The sequence below is a fragment of the Sphingomonas sp. genome, assembly GCF_965227385.1.
Taxonomy (GTDB): Bacteria; Pseudomonadota; Alphaproteobacteria; order Sphingomonadales; family Sphingomonadaceae; genus Sphingomonas.
Genome location: NZ_OZ245750.1, coordinates 356,099 through 372,189 on the forward strand (window position 1 = coordinate 356,099; position 16,091 = coordinate 372,189).

Annotated in this window: 14 protein-coding genes; 6 read left to right on the plus strand and 8 right to left on the minus strand. The window is 65.6% G+C overall.

Annotated features, from left to right (window positions below):
* Window positions 1-48 precede the first annotated feature (48 nt).
* Both ACO05N_RS01655 and ACO05N_RS01660 read right to left on the minus strand, forming a co-directional pair.
* A complete protein-coding gene (locus ACO05N_RS01655; protein WP_422055470.1) occupies window positions 49-999 on the minus strand; it encodes an isopenicillin N synthase family dioxygenase in 951 nt (316 codons plus the stop codon).
* Between the two features lie 223 nt (window positions 1,000-1,222).
* Complete coding sequence (locus ACO05N_RS01660) at window positions 1,223-1,717, minus strand: hypothetical protein (RefSeq protein ID WP_422055471.1); 495 nt, start codon at window positions 1,715-1,717, stop codon at window positions 1,223-1,225.
* 104 nt (window positions 1,718-1,821) lie between these two features.
* Here ACO05N_RS01660 and ACO05N_RS01665 point away from each other — a divergent pair, with 104 nt between their 5' ends.
* The 4 genes from ACO05N_RS01665 to ACO05N_RS01680 all read left to right on the plus strand — a co-directional run bounded on the left by ACO05N_RS01665 (window position 1,822) and on the right by ACO05N_RS01680 (window position 4,466).
* Window positions 1,822-3,066, plus strand: a complete 1,245-nt coding sequence (locus tag ACO05N_RS01665) for a multidrug effflux MFS transporter (RefSeq protein WP_422055472.1) — start codon at window positions 1,822-1,824, stop codon at window positions 3,064-3,066.
* A 77-nt stretch (window positions 3,067-3,143) separates the two neighbouring features.
* Window positions 3,144-3,485, plus strand: a complete 342-nt coding sequence (locus ACO05N_RS01670) for a DNA primase (RefSeq protein WP_422055473.1) — start codon at window positions 3,144-3,146, stop codon at window positions 3,483-3,485.
* 161 nt (window positions 3,486-3,646) lie between these two features.
* On the plus strand, window positions 3,647-4,021 hold the full coding sequence (locus ACO05N_RS01675) for an ExbD/TolR family protein (RefSeq protein ID WP_422058681.1): 375 nt from the start codon (window positions 3,647-3,649) through the stop codon (window positions 4,019-4,021).
* A gap of 46 nt (window positions 4,022-4,067) precedes the next feature.
* Window positions 4,068-4,466 carry an acyl-CoA thioesterase gene (locus tag ACO05N_RS01680; RefSeq protein ID WP_422055474.1) on the plus strand — a complete coding sequence of 133 codons (399 nt, stop codon included), beginning with the start codon at window positions 4,068-4,070 and terminating at the stop codon, window positions 4,464-4,466.
* On the opposite strand, the gene ppc is transcribed toward ACO05N_RS01680, so the two are convergent.
* Entirely contained in the window at window positions 4,463-7,138 is a 2,676-nt protein-coding gene (gene ppc, locus ACO05N_RS01685) for a phosphoenolpyruvate carboxylase (RefSeq protein ID WP_422055475.1), read from the minus strand. The genes ACO05N_RS01680 and ppc overlap by 4 nt on opposite strands.
* A gap of 172 nt (window positions 7,139-7,310) precedes the next feature.
* Here ppc and glpX point away from each other — a divergent pair, with 172 nt between their 5' ends.
* The gene (gene glpX / locus ACO05N_RS01690) at window positions 7,311-8,279 is read left to right on the plus strand and encodes a class II fructose-bisphosphatase (RefSeq protein ID WP_422055476.1); all 969 of its coding nucleotides are present in this window, start codon (window positions 7,311-7,313) and stop codon (window positions 8,277-8,279) included.
* On the plus strand, window positions 8,279-9,022 hold the full coding sequence (locus ACO05N_RS01695) for a CPBP family intramembrane glutamic endopeptidase (RefSeq protein ID WP_422055477.1): 744 nt from the start codon (window positions 8,279-8,281) through the stop codon (window positions 9,020-9,022). Before glpX ends, ACO05N_RS01695 begins: the two co-directional genes overlap by 1 nt.
* Here the strand turns inward: ACO05N_RS01695 and ACO05N_RS01700 are convergent.
* The 5 genes from ACO05N_RS01700 to ACO05N_RS01720 all read right to left on the minus strand — a co-directional run bounded on the left by ACO05N_RS01700 (window position 8,994) and on the right by ACO05N_RS01720 (window position 15,683).
* A complete protein-coding gene (locus tag ACO05N_RS01700) occupies window positions 8,994-9,764 on the minus strand; it encodes an ABC transporter permease (RefSeq protein WP_422055478.1) in 771 nt (256 codons plus the stop codon). The genes ACO05N_RS01695 and ACO05N_RS01700 overlap by 29 nt on opposite strands.
* Window positions 9,761-10,699: an ABC transporter ATP-binding protein gene (locus ACO05N_RS01705; protein ID WP_422055479.1), complete on the minus strand. Its 939-nt coding sequence runs from the start codon at window positions 10,697-10,699 to the stop codon at window positions 9,761-9,763. The genes ACO05N_RS01700 and ACO05N_RS01705 overlap by 4 nt, the downstream gene beginning before the upstream one ends.
* 67 nt (window positions 10,700-10,766) lie before the next feature.
* Window positions 10,767-11,519, minus strand: coding sequence for a DsbA family protein (locus ACO05N_RS01710; RefSeq protein ID WP_422055480.1), 753 nt, complete (start codon window positions 11,517-11,519; stop codon window positions 10,767-10,769).
* Entirely contained in the window at window positions 11,516-12,871 is a 1,356-nt protein-coding gene (locus tag ACO05N_RS01715; protein ID WP_422058682.1) for a M48 family metalloprotease, read from the minus strand. The genes ACO05N_RS01710 and ACO05N_RS01715 overlap by 4 nt, the downstream gene beginning before the upstream one ends.
* A 127-nt stretch (window positions 12,872-12,998) precedes the next feature.
* On the minus strand, window positions 12,999-15,683 hold the full coding sequence (locus ACO05N_RS01720; protein ID WP_422055481.1) for an Rne/Rng family ribonuclease: 2,685 nt from the start codon (window positions 15,681-15,683) through the stop codon (window positions 12,999-13,001).
* Window positions 15,684-16,091: the final 408 nt, after the last annotated feature.

Here is a 16,091-nt window from a genome sequence, read left to right on the forward strand (position 1 = left end):
CTGTTCTGCCCATACCTCCCTCCCTTGCGGGGAAGGGAGATATTTTTTCTATTTCTTCGTCAGCCCGATCTCGGCCAGGCGCTCGGCGAGATAGTCGTGCGCAGTGATCGGCGGCTCGCGCTCGGGATTCTCCGCGGTCACCGTCTGCGGCAGCGCCTTGATCAGGAAATCGGGCGCGGGGTGCAGGAAGAAAGGCATGGAGTAGCGCGAATGCCCGCGCCGCTCGACCGGCGGATTGACCACGCGGTGCGTGGTCGAGGGCAGGACATGGTTGGTCAGCCGCTGCAGCATGTCCCCGACATTGACCACCAGCGCGCCCTCTGGCGGCTTGACCGGCAGCCATTCGCCATCCTTGTCGAGCAGTTCCAGACCCGCCTCCTCGGCGCCGAGCAACAGGGTGATGAGGTTGATGTCCTCATGCGCACCCGCGCGCACGTTCGGCGCATCTTCGGTCACCGGCGGATAGTGCAGCAAGCGCAGCACCGAATTACCGTCCCTCACCGCATGGTCGAACCAGTCCGGCGCGAGGCCGAGATGCACTGCGATCGCCGAAAGCAGTCTGTCCCCGGCGGTGTCGAACGCGGCGAACAGCTCAATCAACGTATCGCGGAACCCTTCGGGCTGGTCGGGCCAGATGTTCGGCGCCATCAGCTCCGAAAAACGGTGACCGGCGGCCAGCTCGCGCCCGATATGCCAGAATTCCTTGAGGTCGACATGGGTCGCGCCCTTGGCGATCTCGGTCTTGAACGGGGTATAGCCGCGCGCGCCGCCACCACCCGCGACGAAGTAGCTGCGCTTGACCTCTTCGGGCAGATCGAAAAACGCCTTGGTCATCGCCCAGGCGCGGTCGATCAGTTCCTGCGGAATGCCGTGGTCCGAGACCATCGCAAAACCGAACCGCTCGAACGAGCCGCCCAACGCGGCGGCAAAGCCCTCGGGATCGCGCGCCTGATCGGCGAGGCTGACGAGCGGGACTTGGGCGAGAACGGTATCGGGCATTGCAAGCGACTCCGGGAAACGAATCCCCCTCAAATAGTCGCCTTAGAGACGATCGAACAGGGGCGGGAAATCCCGGATGGCAAGCGCGGGAGAAGCGCGGTGCCGTGCGCTCCTCCCGCTGCGCCGTCGCCTACGCGTGGACGGCGGATGGTGCAATTTGCTGGTTCAACGAAGATGAAACGGCGGCCGTGCGCGCGCGCTCCGGCAATTGCCCAACCCAGCTTCAGCTTCCGGAGACGGTCAGCGTGCCGCGACTTTTTTCTTCGCCGGTTCCGTCGATCTTGAGTGTGTAGGGGCTCCCCGACTTGGTCTTGCCGGTCAGCTCGTCGCGATTGCCAGTGACGGTGAAGCCAGCGCCCTCCATCTGCTCGCGGAACCAGTCGCGCACCCGGTTCGCCTCTGCCGGAGCGTCGAACGTCACCTTGACGCCGCCGGACTTGGTGCCGTCCTGACGATCGTCGATGTTGAGGCTGGAGACGGTCGCACCGGGATAGAGCTTGACGCCATCGACTTCGAAATTCTCGGCGCCGATATTGAACTTGGGCAGCTTGATCGAGCCTTCGAAACCCGGGGCCTTGACCGACACCTTGCCGTCCTTGTCAGCTGCGGCGGTGACCGACCCGTTATCGCCCTCGATCGAGATGCTGGTCCCCTCACCGTCCCCGCCACAGGCGGCGAGGGCGGCCGCGACCGGAAGCACAAGCCAGATTGGTTTCATCACAAAACTCCAAGCGTGTTATTTGAGCAATACACTAACGCGCTTTTGCGTTCAGGTCAAATCCCGGGGGTGACGCAATGGTTGCAATGCGGCATGGGCCGCGCATGGACGCGCTTACCCAATCTGCCGCAGCGAAGACGCCGGAAAACCGCTCCCCGATCCCGATGGGCGAATTCGTCGCCCTGATCGCGTCGATCATGGCGCTGACTGCGCTAGGCATCGATTCGATGCTGCCCGCCCTGCCCGCAATCGCGGATCAACTGGGGGTGAGCGAGCCCAACCATCGCCAATATGTGATCACCGCCTTCATGCTGGGCTTCGCCGTGGCGCAGCTGGCGCACGGCCCGCTGGCCGACCGGTTCGGGCGCAAGCCCGTGATCGGCGTCGCCTTGGCATTTTATGTGGTGACCAATCTGATCGCGGCCAGCGCAACCAGTTTCGAACTGCTGCTGATCGCGCGTGCGGCGAGCGGCGCCGCGGTCGCCGCCGGGCGAGTCGTTACCGTTGCGCTGGTGCGCGACTGTTTTCAGGGGCGTGCGATGGCGCGGGTGATGAGCCTGGCCTTCATGACCTTCATGGTCGTGCCGGTACTTGCCCCCGCCTGGGGCCAGTTGATGGTGATGATCTTCGGGTCGTGGCGGCTTATCTTTGGCGGGATCGGGATCGTCGCGGCGCTTGTGATGGGCTGGTTCCTGATCCGCATGCCCGAGACGCTGGACCCGGCATCGGTCAATCGACTCGATCTGAAGGAAATCTGGCGCGGCTATCGCATCATGTTCCGCGACCGCTGGGCCGTCGGCTATACCTTTGCGACCGCCGCCATTTCGGGCTGCTTCTTCGCCTTTATCGGGTCGATCCAGCAGATCGTGTATGACGTGTTCAAGCGCCCCGAGTTGCTGACCGCCGTGTTCGCGTCGATCGCGGGGCTGATGGCGGTCAGCGCCTTTGCCAATTCGCGGCTGGTGATGCGCTTCGGCATGCGTTTTCTGTCCCACCTCGCCATCGTCGTGACGACGGCGCTGGCCGCCGTGCATCTTGCGATCATCCTCTTCTACGGCGAGACCCTTTGGATTTTCATCGTGCTGCAGGCTCCGATGATGGCCGCAATGGGCCTGGCCAATTCGAACTTCTCGGCCATGGCGATGGAGAATATGGGCGAGATCGCCGGACGCGCATCCAGCCTGCAGGGGTTCATCGCCACGCTTGGTGCCGCCGTCCTGGGTGCGGTGATCGGCCAGGCGTTCGATGGAACGACCGTGCCGCTCTACATCGGCTTCACCACGTTGGGCCTGACCGCACTGGTCATCGTGTTCGTGACCGAGCGCGGCAAGTTGTTTCGTCGCAGCTGACGCCGTCCGTCGCACGCCAGGGAACCAGCCGCCCCCGCCCGCCGTTCGCGCATCCAGTAGAACGCAAGGAGACGGCAATGGGTGGTCACCAGGTGCAAAGTCATGGAACCGGCGACGACGGCTATGACGAAGACGGCTATGACGAGAGCCAACGCGCGGAGATACTGGAGGCGACGGTCGGAGGCCCGGGCAACGGGACGCTGCTGACCGATCTGGCCCCCGACCTCGGCGCCGAGATCGACGCCGACGACGACGAGGACGATGTTCTGCTTGCCGCAGAGGAAGTGGCGGATGAAGCGATCGGTGATCCCGACGAAGAACAAGACGAGATCGAGGATTCGCTCCAGGAAGATTTCGACACGGGCACGATCGACGACGACGATCTCGACGATCCCGAAGCCGCCTCTCTGAATCCGTGACCTGCCTGGTCGGGGCGCAGCACGTCTGTACCCCGACCGCAAACTCCCCTTGTTATCCAGCATACATATGCAATGGTACATCATCTCGTTAACGAGAGGAGGTATCGATTCCGCGTGCTTTTGCGGACCGCCGCGCGCAGGATCGCGCGCAGGATGACGCGCTGTTCAGCACTCTCAACACCACCCCGTTGATCGATGTGATGCTGGTGCTGCTCATCATGCTGATCGTCACCATCCCCAGCCTGACGCACAAGGTTCCGGTGGACCTGCACCAAGGCGAGAAGACGGCGCCTCCGGGCCAGCCGCACCAGCTCGATATCACGGAAGACGGATCGTTGCTGTGGGATGGCGCGCCGATTTCGGATGCGCAACTCGCCCCGCTGCTCAGGGCCGGCGTGTCGACGGATGCACTGCTTCTGCTCAAGACCTATGCGGCGGCCCGCTATGAACGCTTCGACACCATCCTTGCACAGGTGAAACGCACCGGGGTCAGCAGGCTCGCCTTTGTCGGACATGAGCGGACAAAGTTCGACTGATCCCTGCGCGATTGCAGCGCTGCGCAGGTGCCGTTAACGTCAACCCATGGCGCGCTTCACCAAAAGCATCACGGCCCAGCCCGACGACATCGACGAGCTGGGCCATGTCAACAATGCGGTGTGGGTCCGCTGGATCCAGGATGTGGCGGTGTCGCACTGGGATGCAATCGCCGCGCCGGAACATCGCGACGCCTATGTCTGGGTCGTAACGCGGCACGAGATCGACTATCGTGGCAATGTCAGCGCCGGCGAGACGGTAACGGCCGAAACATGGGTACCAGACCCGCCCAAGGGCGCGCGCTTCGATCGCCATATGCGCTTCACCGGCGCCGATGGACGGGTGAAGGTCGAAGCGGTTTCGACCTGGGCGATGCTTGACCGCGCCACCGGGCGGCTGGTGCGGGTGCGGCCCGAAATCGCCGCACCCTTTATGGCCAACCCCTAGCCCGAATTGCGCAGCGCGGTCGCGATTGCGTTGATCGAGAGCAGGATGCCCTGTTCGATCTTGGGATCGGTTTCGCCCGCGCGGTGGCGCTTGAGCAATTCGACCTGAAGCAGGTTTAGCGGCTCGATATAGGGCAGCCGCAGCTTGATCGAGGTTTCGAGCGCCGGATGCTTTTCGAGCAGTCGGGTCTGGCGCGTTACTTCCAGCAGCTGGTCGTGAGTCGTGCGCCAGCCGTCGCGGATGCGCCCGAAGATTGCGTCGGCAAGTGCGCGGTCCTCGACCAGTGCAGCATAATGGCCGGCGATGCCCATGTCGGACTTCGCGAGTACCATTTCCATATTCGCCAGCGTCGAGGCGAAGAGCGGCCAGCCCGCCGCCATCTCGCGCAGCAATCCGCGATCGGGGAAGGCCGCCAGCGCCTGCCCGACACCGTACCAACCGGGCAGCATGACGCGCGCCTGCGCCCAGCTGAACACCCAGGGAATTGCGCGCAGATCCTCGATCGCGTCGCTCTTCTTGCGGCTCGCCGGGCGGCTGCCGATCTTGAGGCCGGCAATCTCGGCGATCGGGGTCAGCTGGCGGAAGAAGGTGGTGAAGCCGTCGGTGCCGTAGACCAGGTCGCGATACGCCTTGAACGCGGTGGTCGAGAGTTGCTCCATCGCGCCTTCGAACCGGGCGGCATCGGCGTCCGACAGCCGCTGCGGCTCCAGGCTGGCTAGCAAGGTCGCCGACGCCATCGCCTCCAGATTGGTCTGCGCGCTCTCGCGGGTGCCATACTTCGCCGCGATGACCTCACCTTGTTCGGTGATGCGGATGCGGCCCTGCACCGTGCCGGGGGGCTGCGCCTGGATCGCCGCAAAGGACGATCCCCCGCCGCGCCCGACCGCGCCGCCGCGGCCGTGGAACAGCTGCATACCGATCCCCGCTTCCTCGAACACCGGCCGCAATGCGGTCGATCCCTTGCTCAGCCCCCAGGTCGAGGTCAGGTAGCCGCCATCCTTGTTCGAATCCGAATAGCCGATCATCACTTCCTGATGCCCGCGCTTGGTGGCGATCGCCGCGACCTCGGGCAGCGCGAACCAGGACCGCATGATGTCGGGGCCGGCGTCGAGATCGCCGATCGTCTCGAACAGCGGAACGGCCATGATGTGCGCCTGCACCGGCTCGCCGGGTGTGTAGAGGCCGGCTTCCTTGAGCAGGACATGGACCTCGAGCAGGTCGGACACCGACTGCGCCATCGACACGATATACTGGCTGATCGCCGCGCGGCCGTAGCGTGCATGGACCTCGGCTGCGGCGTGGACGATGGCGAGTTCCGACGCGGTTTCGTCGGAGTAATCGGCATAGCGGCTGGTGAGCGGGCGCGGGCTGGCGAGTTCGCGGCGCAGCAGCGCGATGCGCGCGTCTTCGTCGAGCGCGGTGTAATCGGCCTCGACCCCGGCGACCTTGAGCAGTTCGGCGACCACGCGCTCATGCACCGCGCTGTTCTGGCGTATGTCGAGCGTGGCGAGATGGAAGCCGAAGATATCGACCGCGCGGATCAGCCGCCCGAGCGACCCGCTCGACGCCAGCGTCTCGCCGCCCTGCGCAGCCAGCCCCTTGGCAATGGCCGACAGATCGGCGCGGAACGCCGCCGGGTCGGGATAGCGCTCGCCCTTGAGCGCGCCGGGGCGCGACGGCGCCTTGCCAGTCAGGTCGCGATAGGTCGCCGCCAGGCGGGCGTAGATGCCGGAGATTGCGCGGCGATAGGGTTCGTCGCTGCGGCTCGCGGCATCGTCGCCGCTGGCGTCGGCGAGCGCCTGCACGCCAGCGTCGATCTGCGCATGGTGCGACGAGATCGAGATTTCAGCCCCGAGGGCATGAACCGCATCGAGATAATAGGTCAGCACCGTCTCGGCCGAGCGCGCCATGGTGAGTCGCATCGAATCGGCGGTAACGAAGGGGTTGCCGTCGCGGTCGCCGCCAATCCAGTTGCCGGGGCGCAGGAACGCCGGGACGCGGCTGCCGAGCGCGCGGTCCCAGCGGGCGTACAGGGCGGGCAGCGTCGGCAGGAAGATGTCGCGCAAGTACGACAGCGCATTTTCGATCTCGTCGGCGACATAGAGCCGCTCGAACCGCAGCACGCGGGTCTGCCACAGCAGGGCGACCTGTCGCACAATCGCTTCATCGACCAGATCGCCGTCGTGCGTCTCGGTGACGCCCTGATCCTTCAGCCGCATCAGTTCGGCGATGCGGTTGCGGTGGTCGAGCATCGACTTGCGCCGAACCTCGGTCGGGTGCGCGGTCAGCACAGGGGCGACCAGCGCATCGGCCAGCAGCTCGGCGATCCGATCGCGCCCGATGCCATGTTCCTTGAGCTTGGCGACGGCATGCTCGATATCCGCGCCCGGTTCCGCGGCGATGCCCTGCCGGTCCTCGGCCAGATTGGCCAGCATCGAGAACAGCATGAAGCTGCGCACGAAATCGAGCGTTTCGTCGAGGCTGAGGCTGTCGAGCCCCGGATCGATCGAGTCTGCGCCAGCGATGCCGCGATGCCGGTCGACCGATGCCGAGCGGATATACTCGATCCGCCGGAACAGCGCCTCGCCGCCATAGGCACGGATCACGTCGCCCAGGACGCGACCGAGGAAACGGACATCGGGATTGTTGGTGATCGGGGGTGCACTGGCCATGTCGGGCGTGCTGCACTGCAAGATGGATCGCGTCAACGAGTCCGTAACGTCAGTTACCATTCGGGCGGTCATGCGAATTTGCTGACGATGACAGCGTTGGCGGGCATCGACAAGCCGGTCCGGCCCTCCTATCGCCGCGCTCAACCAAGGCATAACAGGATCCGCCAGCCCCATGCAGACCGCCAGCCACGTTCTCGACCGCGTGCTCGTCCTCGAAATGGTCCGCGTGACCGAAGCTGCCGCCATCGCCGCATCGACGCTGACCGGGCGCGGCGATGAAAAGGCCGCCGATGCCGCCGCCGTGGAAGCAATGCGCGCTTCGCTCAACGAGCTGTACATGGACGGCACCGTGGTGATCGGTGAGGGCGAGCGCGACGAGGCACCGATGCTGTATATCGGCGAGAAGGTCGGATCGGCGCCGGGCAAGGGGCCCAAGATCGACATCGCGCTCGATCCGCTGGAGGGCACCACGATCTGCGCCAAGGCTGGTCCCAACAGCCTGGCCGTACTGGCGATTGCCGAGGAAGGTAATCTGCTCAACGCCCCCGACGTCTATATGGACAAGATCGCGGTCGGCCCGGGCTATCCGCCCAACATCATCGATCTCGACAAGTCGGTAACAGAGAATATCTGCGCGATCGCGGCGGCAAAGGGCGTGGAGCCGCGCGAGATCATCGCCTGCGTGCTCGATCGCCCGCGCCATGAAAAGCTGATCGCGGAGCTGCGTTCGCTGGGCTGCGGCGTGGTTCTGATCGGCGATGGCGACGTTGCCGGGGTGATCGCGACCACCGATCCCGACACGACGATCGACGTCTATATGGGTCAGGGCGGCGCGCCCGAGGGCGTACTGTCATGCGCGGCGCTGCGTTGCGTCGGCGGCCAGTTCAAGGGCCGCCTGCTGTTCCGCAATGACGATGAGCGCGCCCGCGCCCGCAAATGGGGCATCACGGACCTCGACAAGCAGTACGACCTGTCGGAGCTGGCCAAGGGCGACTGCATCTTCGCTGCCACCGGAGTGACCGACGGATCGCTGCTGCAAGGCGTGAAGCGCAAGAAGGGCAAGATGACGACCGAGAGTGTCGTGATGCGCGCTAGCAGCGGTACCGTGCGCTGGGTCAAGGGCGAGCATCGCATCGATTGATGGGCGTCGCGCTCCTCGACGCGTTTCTGCTCATCGCGCTGATCGGCGCGTATTTCTGGTACATCCGCGGCGACCGCAGTGGGCGCGCTCCTGCTGACCGGATCGCCAGCTACCGCCGCTGGATGCGCCGGGCGCCGCTTGCGTTCGGGGCGAGCGCGCTGGTGGCGCTGCTGCTCGCGGGTCGTTGGGATGCGATCGCGGTGCTGCCGCCCGAGTTTTCGCCGCTGATTCCAGGCGCGCGGCGGCTCGCGGGGTTCGGCGATAATGTCGTGCATCTCAAGATTGCAGTGCTGGCGGGATTTGCAGCCGGTGCGGTAATCGGCCTCGGCATCGCCTGGTGGCGCGCGCATCGGGGTCAGCGGCAGCTGATGTCAGGCAAGTTCGCGGCCCTGCTCCCGCGCACGCCTGGCGAGACCGGCTGGACCGCGGCGCTCGGCATCACCGCCGGTGTGGTCGAGGAGCTGTTCTTCCGCCTCGCGCTCCCGCTGTTTGCAGCCAGCGTCACCGGGAGTGCGCTGGTCGGCATGGGGCTCGCCACGGCGTTGTTCGCCTATGCGCACCGCTATCAGGGCTGGGCGGGGGTCGCAGCATCAGCACTCGTCGGCGTGACGGTTGCGATCCTCTACCTCGCCACCGGTCAGCTATGGTTCGCGATGCTGGTCCACGCGCTGCTCAACCTCAACGCACTGGTGCTGCGGCCCCTGCTGGTGCCCGTCAGTTCTTCAGACGCCAACCGCTCTTGAAGATCCAGCCGATCACGGCGAGGCAGGCGACCAGGAACGCCGCGGTGAAGCCCAGGCTCACGCCGATTGCGACATCGCCCTTGTCGAAGAACGCCCAGCGGAACCCGCTGACCAGATACACGACCGGGTTGGCCAGGCTGATCGTCCGCCACGGTTCGGGCAGCATGTTGATCGTGTAGAATGCGCCACCCAGAAAGGTCAGCGGGGTGACGATGAGCGCCGGGACGAACGACAATTGCTCGAACCCCTTGGCCCAGATGCCGATGATGAAGCCGAGCATCGAGAAGGTGACTGCGGTCAGAACCAGCATCGTCAGCATCATGAACGGATGCGCGATCGGCACGTCGACGAACACCATCGCGGTGAACAGGATGATCAGCCCGATCGCGATCGACTTGGTCGCCGCCGCGCCGACATAGCCGATCACCATCTCCCACGCCGTCACCGGCGCGGACAGGAGTTCGTACACCGTGCCGGTGAACTTGGGGAAGTAGATGCCGATCGACGCGTTCGAGATCGACAGCTGCAACAGGTTCATCATGATCAGGCCGGGCACGATGAAGCTGCCATAGGATACGCCGTCCAGCTCCTGCATCCGCGACCCGATCGCCCCGCCGAACACCACGAAATAAAGCGCGGTGGTAATGACCGGGGTGACCAGGCTCTGCCACAGGGTGCGCAGCGCGCGCGCCATTTCGAAGCGATAGATCGCCCAGACGCCGTGATGGTTGAATCCCTTCACGCCGCTTCCTCCCGCTTGGCCGCCACAAGGTCGACGAAAATGTCCTCAAGGCTCGACTTGGACGTGTCGAGATCCTTGAACGCGATGCCGAGCTCGCCGAGCTTGCGCAGCAGCGAGGGGATGCCGGTCCGCTCCGCCTGCGCGTCGAAGGTGTAACGCAGCCGCGTCCCTTCATCGGTCAGCGTCAGTTGCCATTCGGCGAGTTCGGGCGGGATTACCGTCATGGGCTCGACCAGCGACAGGTCGAGTTCGCGCTTGCCGAGCTTCTTCATCAGCACGGCCTTGTCCTCGACCAGCAGCAACTCGCCCCGGTTGATCACGCCCACCCGATCGGCCATTTCCTCGGCCTCCTCGATATAATGGGTGGTCAGGATGATCGTCACGCCGCGCTCGCGCAGGCGGTGGACCAGCTTCCACATGTCGCGGCGCAGTTCGACATCGACGCCGGCAGTGGGCTCGTCGAGGAACAGGATGTCGGGCTCATGCGCCAGCGCCTTGGCAATCAGCACGCGGCGCTTCATGCCTCCGGACAGCTCCATGATCTTGGAATTGCGCTTGTCCCACAGCGAAAGGTCCTTCAGCACCTGTTCGATATGCGCGTCATTGGCGGGGCGGCCGAACAGGCGGCGGCTGTACCGCGTCGTCGCCAGTACGGTTTCGAACATGTCGACCGACAATTCCTGCGGCACCAGCCCGATCATCATGCGTGCGACGCGGGCATCGGCGATCGCGTCATGCCCGCCGACGGTGATCGCGCCGGACGAGGGCGTGACGATGCCGCAGATGATGCTGATCAGCGTCGTCTTGCCCGCACCATTGGGGCCGAGCAGCGCGAAAATCTCGCCCTTGTTGATGTCGAGATCGACCGCGCCGAGCGCCCGATGCCCGGAGGCGTAGGTTTTGCTGACGCCGCGAACGGATAAAATCGGTTGCATGCATGGCCCCCTGCATGTGGAGGCCGCCATCTAGGGACGGGACAAAGCCCGAACAAGGCCGGGCTGGCTATTTCCCTCTGCGCCGAGCGGTTTGGACGGCTTCCTTCAGAACCTCGTACGGTACCATGCCGGAGATGACCTGTTCCCCGATCACCCAGCTGGGCGTGCCCGTTACCCCAAGCTTGCTAGCAACGTCGAGGTTTCGGGCAACCTCGGCTTCGACCGGCGCGCTGCCGATCGCCTGCTGCGCCCGCGCCACGTCCAGCCCGGCGGACGCGGCAGCGGCGTTGATCGACGCCTGGCTCAGCTGGCCGCCCGAATAGAGCGCCATGTGGAACGGCTTGAACTTGCCCTGTTCAGCAGCGGCAAGGCCCCAGCGCGCGGCAACGCGGCTACCCTCGCTCAGCACAGGCAATTCGCGATAGACGATGCGGACCTTGGGGTCCTCCGCCACCAGTCGCGCGATCATCGGCAGGCTGGCACGGCAATAGCCGCAGGCATAATCCATCCATACCGACACGGTGACGTCGCCCGACGGATTGCCTTCCCACGCCCCGGCATAGGCGTCGAAGATCGCGGCGCGGTTGGCGGCGACCGCCTTGCCGCTCTCGCGTTCCTGCAGCCGCTTCATCGCCTCTGGTAGAATTTCGGGATTTTCGAGGACATAGTCGCGCACGACCTGCCCGATCGCCTTGTCGTCGCGTGCGGCGGGATTGGGCATCAACGATTGGGCGCCGACCACCACCAGTCCGCCGACGATGCCGGACAGCACCAATGTGCCGGCCAGTGCCAGCGGGCTCTTCGACAGTCTTTCGATCACTTGCGCTTCCTGTCCTGCATCATCGCCTGGCCCGCCATGACGATATCCTGCGCACGAATCCAGTCGGGCGTGCCCTGGGGCAGCCCCGCCATGGCGACCTGTGCGCTCGGAATGGCGCGGCCGAAATCACCCATCATGCTCGCGCGCTCCGCGGTGGCGAGTGCGGCGCGGGCGCTGTCGCCCTTGCGCTCGTACAGCATGCCGAGCTGATACCAGGCCCAGGGGTTCTCTTTGTCGCGCACCACCGATTGCCGCAACACCGTCTCTGCCTCCGCCAGATAGGCCGGATCCTCGGTCGCGAGCAGCGCATGGCCGAAGGTGGTGGCGATCAACGGCTGAAAATTGGTCTTGGCCGTCGCCGCACGCAGCGGGGCCAAAGCATCGCGCGGCTTGCCGGATTCGAGCAGGATCTGACCCTCCAGCTCGAGAAAATAGGGATTGTCGGGTTCCGCGCGGACCAGTGCCGCCGCCTCGCCCGCCGCTTCCTTGGGGTAGCCGCCGAGATGATAGGCATAGGCACGGGCGTAGCGCGCGGGAACGGTCGTGTCGGTCGCGGGATAGCGGCGCAGCGTGTCCTTCGGTTCGGTCACATAGCCGCGCAGCTTGGCCTGAACGCGCTTGAACCGCGCCTCGAGCTGGGGATCGCTTGGCTTGTTCCAGGCGGGGTCTGCCTGAAGGTCGGCGGTAAGCGTCGCGACGCGGTCCCCCGACATCGGGTGGCTCATGACATAGCTGGTATCGCTGCCACGCTTGAGGCCCCAGCGATATTCCTGCTGCTGCAGCTTCTTGAAGAAGTCGAGCATGCCGCGTCCGCTGACCCCGGCGCCGGACAGGAACTTGGCCCCGGCGGCATCCGTCGTCGCCTCCTGCGCGCGGCTGAAGGCGAGGTAGCTGCCCAGCGCGGCGCGCTGGCCAAGCTGCATCAGGCCCATGCCTGCATCGGTGGAGCCAGCCGCCATCGCCGCCGCGCCGAGCAACAGGCTCAGGATCGTGATGCCGGTCGCGCCCTTGGCCATACGGTCGCCCAGCGGCACGTGCCCGCCGGTGATATGGCCGATTTCGTGCGCGATCACGCCCTGCACCTCATTGGCGCTGGAGGCCGCATCGACCAGGCCGGAATGGATATAGACGGTCTGCCCGCCCGCAACGAAGGCGTTGATCGACTGATCGTTGATCAGGACGATGCGGACATTGGCGGGCGACAAGTTCGCCGCCTTGATGATGTCGCGCGACATATCGGCGAGCAGCGCCTCGCTCTCCGCATCGCGCAGGATCGATTGGGCATAGGCCGGGCTGGTGACGCACAGCAGCAGCAACGCGAACAGGGATACAAGCCGCTTCATGCCGCACATCATGGTGGTTTTTCCCCCGCGATCAACCGTCGGCATGACGGGACGCCGTTTCGGCGGCTTGGCCCGAGCGCAATGAACCCGCGATGAAAAAAGGGCGGGAGCATCGGCCCCCGCCCCTGTTTTCGGATCAGGCCCCGAAGGTGCGCTGCCACCAGCCGCCGCGGCGCGGTGTGGCTTCCGCCCCACCACTATCATCGGCGCTCGCCTCGACCGGCGCAGGTTCGGCAGCTTCGGCCGGCGCTGCATCGGCTTCCGCGACCGGGGGAGCAAGGTCCTGTGCCACTTCCGCAGCCGGCGCCTCGTCGGCCTTTTTGCGGCGGGCGCGCTTCGGCTTGGCCGGCGCTTCCTCCGCGACCGGAGCTTCGACGGCTTCGACCGGTGCGGCTTCGGCTGCAGCAACCTCCTCGCCCTTCTTGCGGCGCGTGCGCTTGGGCTTGGCGGGGGCCTCATCGACGGCCGGAGCCACCACTGGCGCTTCGGCAACCGGTTCGGCGGCGTCGGCTACCGGCTCGGCATCGGCCTTCTTACGACGGCTGCGCTTGGGCTTTGCGGGCGCTTCCTCGACCACCGGCGCAGCGACCGGCTCGGCTGCCTCTGCGTCGACCGGAGCGGCTTCCTCGGCGTCCGCAGTGCCAGTCTCGGCCCCGGCATCCTCACCGCCCGTACCGCGACGACCGCCACGACGGCCACGGCGACGGCGCTTGCGGCCCTCGCCCTCGCTCTCGGTACCCGAGACGTCGGCCCCCGTCTCGACAGCCTCGATCGAGTCGGCGTCGGCATCAACTTCGGTGCCGTCTTCAGCACCTTCGCTATCGCCATTCTGCTCGCCACCATTGCCCTGCGGCGCATCGCCGTCCTCGCGACGGCCGCGACGGCCACGGCGGCGACGACGGCGCTTGCGGCCCTCGCCTTCGGTCTCGGCACGCTCGCCACGGTCGCGACGCTCACGCGGCGCACGGGCCTCGACCTCTTCTTCCTCTTCGTCTTCTTCCTCGTCGATCTCGTCGACGACATCCTCTTCGATCTCCTGGATCGCGGCGGCGAACTTTGGTGCGTGCGCGGGCGGCGGGCCGCTCGCCTCGACCGACATGCGCGCGCCTTCCAGCTCGCCGTCCGACAGGATCTCGACGCGGACGCCGTAGCGATCCTCGATCTCCGCGATGTCGGCACGCTTGTTGTTGAGGACGTAGAAGGCCGCTTCCTGGCTGCAGCGCAGCGTGATGTGCGACCCGCGACCGCGTGCGGCCTCGTCCTCGATCAGGCGCAGCGCCGACAGGCCCGCCGACGAAGCGGTGCGCACCAGCCCGGTGCCTTCGCAATGCGGGCACTGGCGGGTCGATGCCTCGAGCACGCCGGTGCGCAGCCGCTGGCGGCTCATTTCCATCAGGCCGAAGGCCGAGATGCGACCGACCTGAATGCGCGCGCGATCGTTCTTCAGCGCCTCCTTCATCGCCTTCTCGACCTTCCGGACGTTGGACGAGTGGTCCATGTCGATGAAGTCGATGACGACAAGGCCGGCCATGTCGCGCAGCCGCAGCTGGCGCGCGATTTCCTGCGCGGCTTCGAGGTTGGTGGCGGTCGCGGTCTGCTCGATCGAATGTTCGCGGGTCGAACGGCCCGAGTTGATGTCGATCGACACCAGCGCCTCGGTCGGGTTAATGACCAGATAGCCGCCGGATTTCAGCTGCACCACCGGGTGGTACATCGCCGACAACTGCTCCTCGACCCCGGCGCGCTGGAACAGCGGCACGGCGTCGCTGTAATGCTTCACCTTCTTGGCATGGCTCGGCATCAGGAGCTTCATGAAGTCCTTGGCCTGGCGATAGCCCTCATCGCCCTCGACGATCACCTCGTCGATATCCTTGTTGTAGATATCGCGGATCGCGCGCTTCATCAGGTCGCTGTCGCCATAGACCAAGGCCGGCGCGGAGGATTGCAGCGTCTTTTCGCGGATCTCGTCCCACAGCCGGGCGAGATAGTCGAAGTCGCGCTTGATCTCGGTCTTGGTGCGCTGGAGCCCGGCAGTGCGGACGATGCAGCCCATCGACGGCGGCAGCTTGAGGTCCGCCATGATCGTCTTAAGGCGCTTGCGATCGGCAGCCGAGCTGATCTTGCGGCTGATTCCGCCGCCATGCGCGGTGTTGGGCATCAGCACGCAGTAGCGACCGGCCAGCGACAGATAGGTGGTCAGCGCCGCGCCCTTGTTGCCGCGCTCTTCCTTGACGACCTGAACGAGCAGCACCTGGCGGCGGCGGATCACGTCCTGGATCTTGTACCGGCGGCGCAGGTTCATGCGGCGCTGGCGCAGCGCCTCGACCTGATCGTCGCTGCCCTTGCGGCCGCGACGACGACGGCCCTTGCCGTTTTCGCCCTCGCCCTCGCCATCGCCATCGCCCTCGGCGGTTTCGGCACCGTCATCATCCTCGTCGGCGGGACGCTCGACCACCTCGACGTCGCCATCCTCGTCATCATGGTCGTGATCGTCGCTGTCGTCCGCCTCGCGCAGCGCGGCTTCCTCGGCGGCGTGCTCGGCCTCTTCGCGGAGCAATGCTTCGCGGTCTTCCTTGGGGATCTGGTAGTAATCGGGGTGGATTTCGCTGAACGCGAGGAAGCCGTGGCGATTGCCGCCATATTCGACGAACGCCGCCTGCAGCGACGGTTCGACACGGGTTACCTTGGCGAGATAGATATTCCCCTTGAGCTGCTTGCGCTCGGCACTCTCGAAATCAAACTCCTCGATTCGATTTCCTTTGACGACGGCCACGCGGGTCTCTTCCCGGTGGCGTGCGTCGATCAGCATACGCATGGTCATTGATTGGTCTCCGGGCGCGCCAGGCGGGTGTCAGCCGCGGCGCGCGAACATGATTGCGCCCCGTCAAAATGGGGGCGCAGGGGTTTGGTGATGCCTCTGCTGCATTGGCACGGCCGGACCCGTGGGTGCCCGCCTCCGCCGCCTCGCGCGCGACCGCCTGAGCGGTGCGATGCGGGATGGACGGAAATTGCCTCATGCAGCGTCAACCTGAATTACCGGGCCGATTGGGCCGGCGATGGATACCGAGTGACCTAAATCTCGCTCGGTCGGCACAATGCCTAGCATCGGTGTGATCGCGCGGCAACATTTCGCGTGCGCACCGTCATTTGCCCATCCGCCCGGCAACGCTCCCGGCAATCGCCTGCCGGTTGCCGGCAAAAAGATGCCGAACGCCGGGTTAACCGCAAG

Coding starts and splice junctions, on each gene's coding strand:
- ACO05N_RS01655 (WP_422055470.1), bottom strand. CDS start 999: ATGCCCGATACCGTTCTCGCCCAAGTCCCGCTCGTCAGCCTCGCCGAT.
- ACO05N_RS01660 (WP_422055471.1), bottom strand. CDS start 1,717: ATGAAACCAATCTGGCTTGTGCTTCCGGTCGCGGCCGCCCTCGCCGCC.
- ACO05N_RS01665 (WP_422055472.1), top strand. CDS start 1,822: ATGGACGCGCTTACCCAATCTGCCGCAGCGAAGACGCCGGAAAACCGC.
- ACO05N_RS01670 (WP_422055473.1), top strand. CDS start 3,144: ATGGGTGGTCACCAGGTGCAAAGTCATGGAACCGGCGACGACGGCTAT.
- ACO05N_RS01680 (WP_422055474.1), top strand. CDS start 4,068: ATGGCGCGCTTCACCAAAAGCATCACGGCCCAGCCCGACGACATCGAC.
- ppc (WP_422055475.1), bottom strand. CDS start 7,138: ATGGCCAGTGCACCCCCGATCACCAACAATCCCGATGTCCGTTTCCTC.
- glpX (WP_422055476.1), top strand. CDS start 7,311: ATGCAGACCGCCAGCCACGTTCTCGACCGCGTGCTCGTCCTCGAAATG.
- ACO05N_RS01695 (WP_422055477.1), top strand. CDS start 8,279: ATGGGCGTCGCGCTCCTCGACGCGTTTCTGCTCATCGCGCTGATCGGC.
- ACO05N_RS01705 (WP_422055479.1), bottom strand. CDS start 10,699: ATGCAACCGATTTTATCCGTTCGCGGCGTCAGCAAAACCTACGCCTCC.
- ACO05N_RS01715 (WP_422058682.1), bottom strand. CDS start 12,871: ATGTGCGGCATGAAGCGGCTTGTATCCCTGTTCGCGTTGCTGCTGCTG.
- ACO05N_RS01720 (WP_422055481.1), bottom strand. CDS start 15,683: ATGACCATGCGTATGCTGATCGACGCACGCCACCGGGAAGAGACCCGC.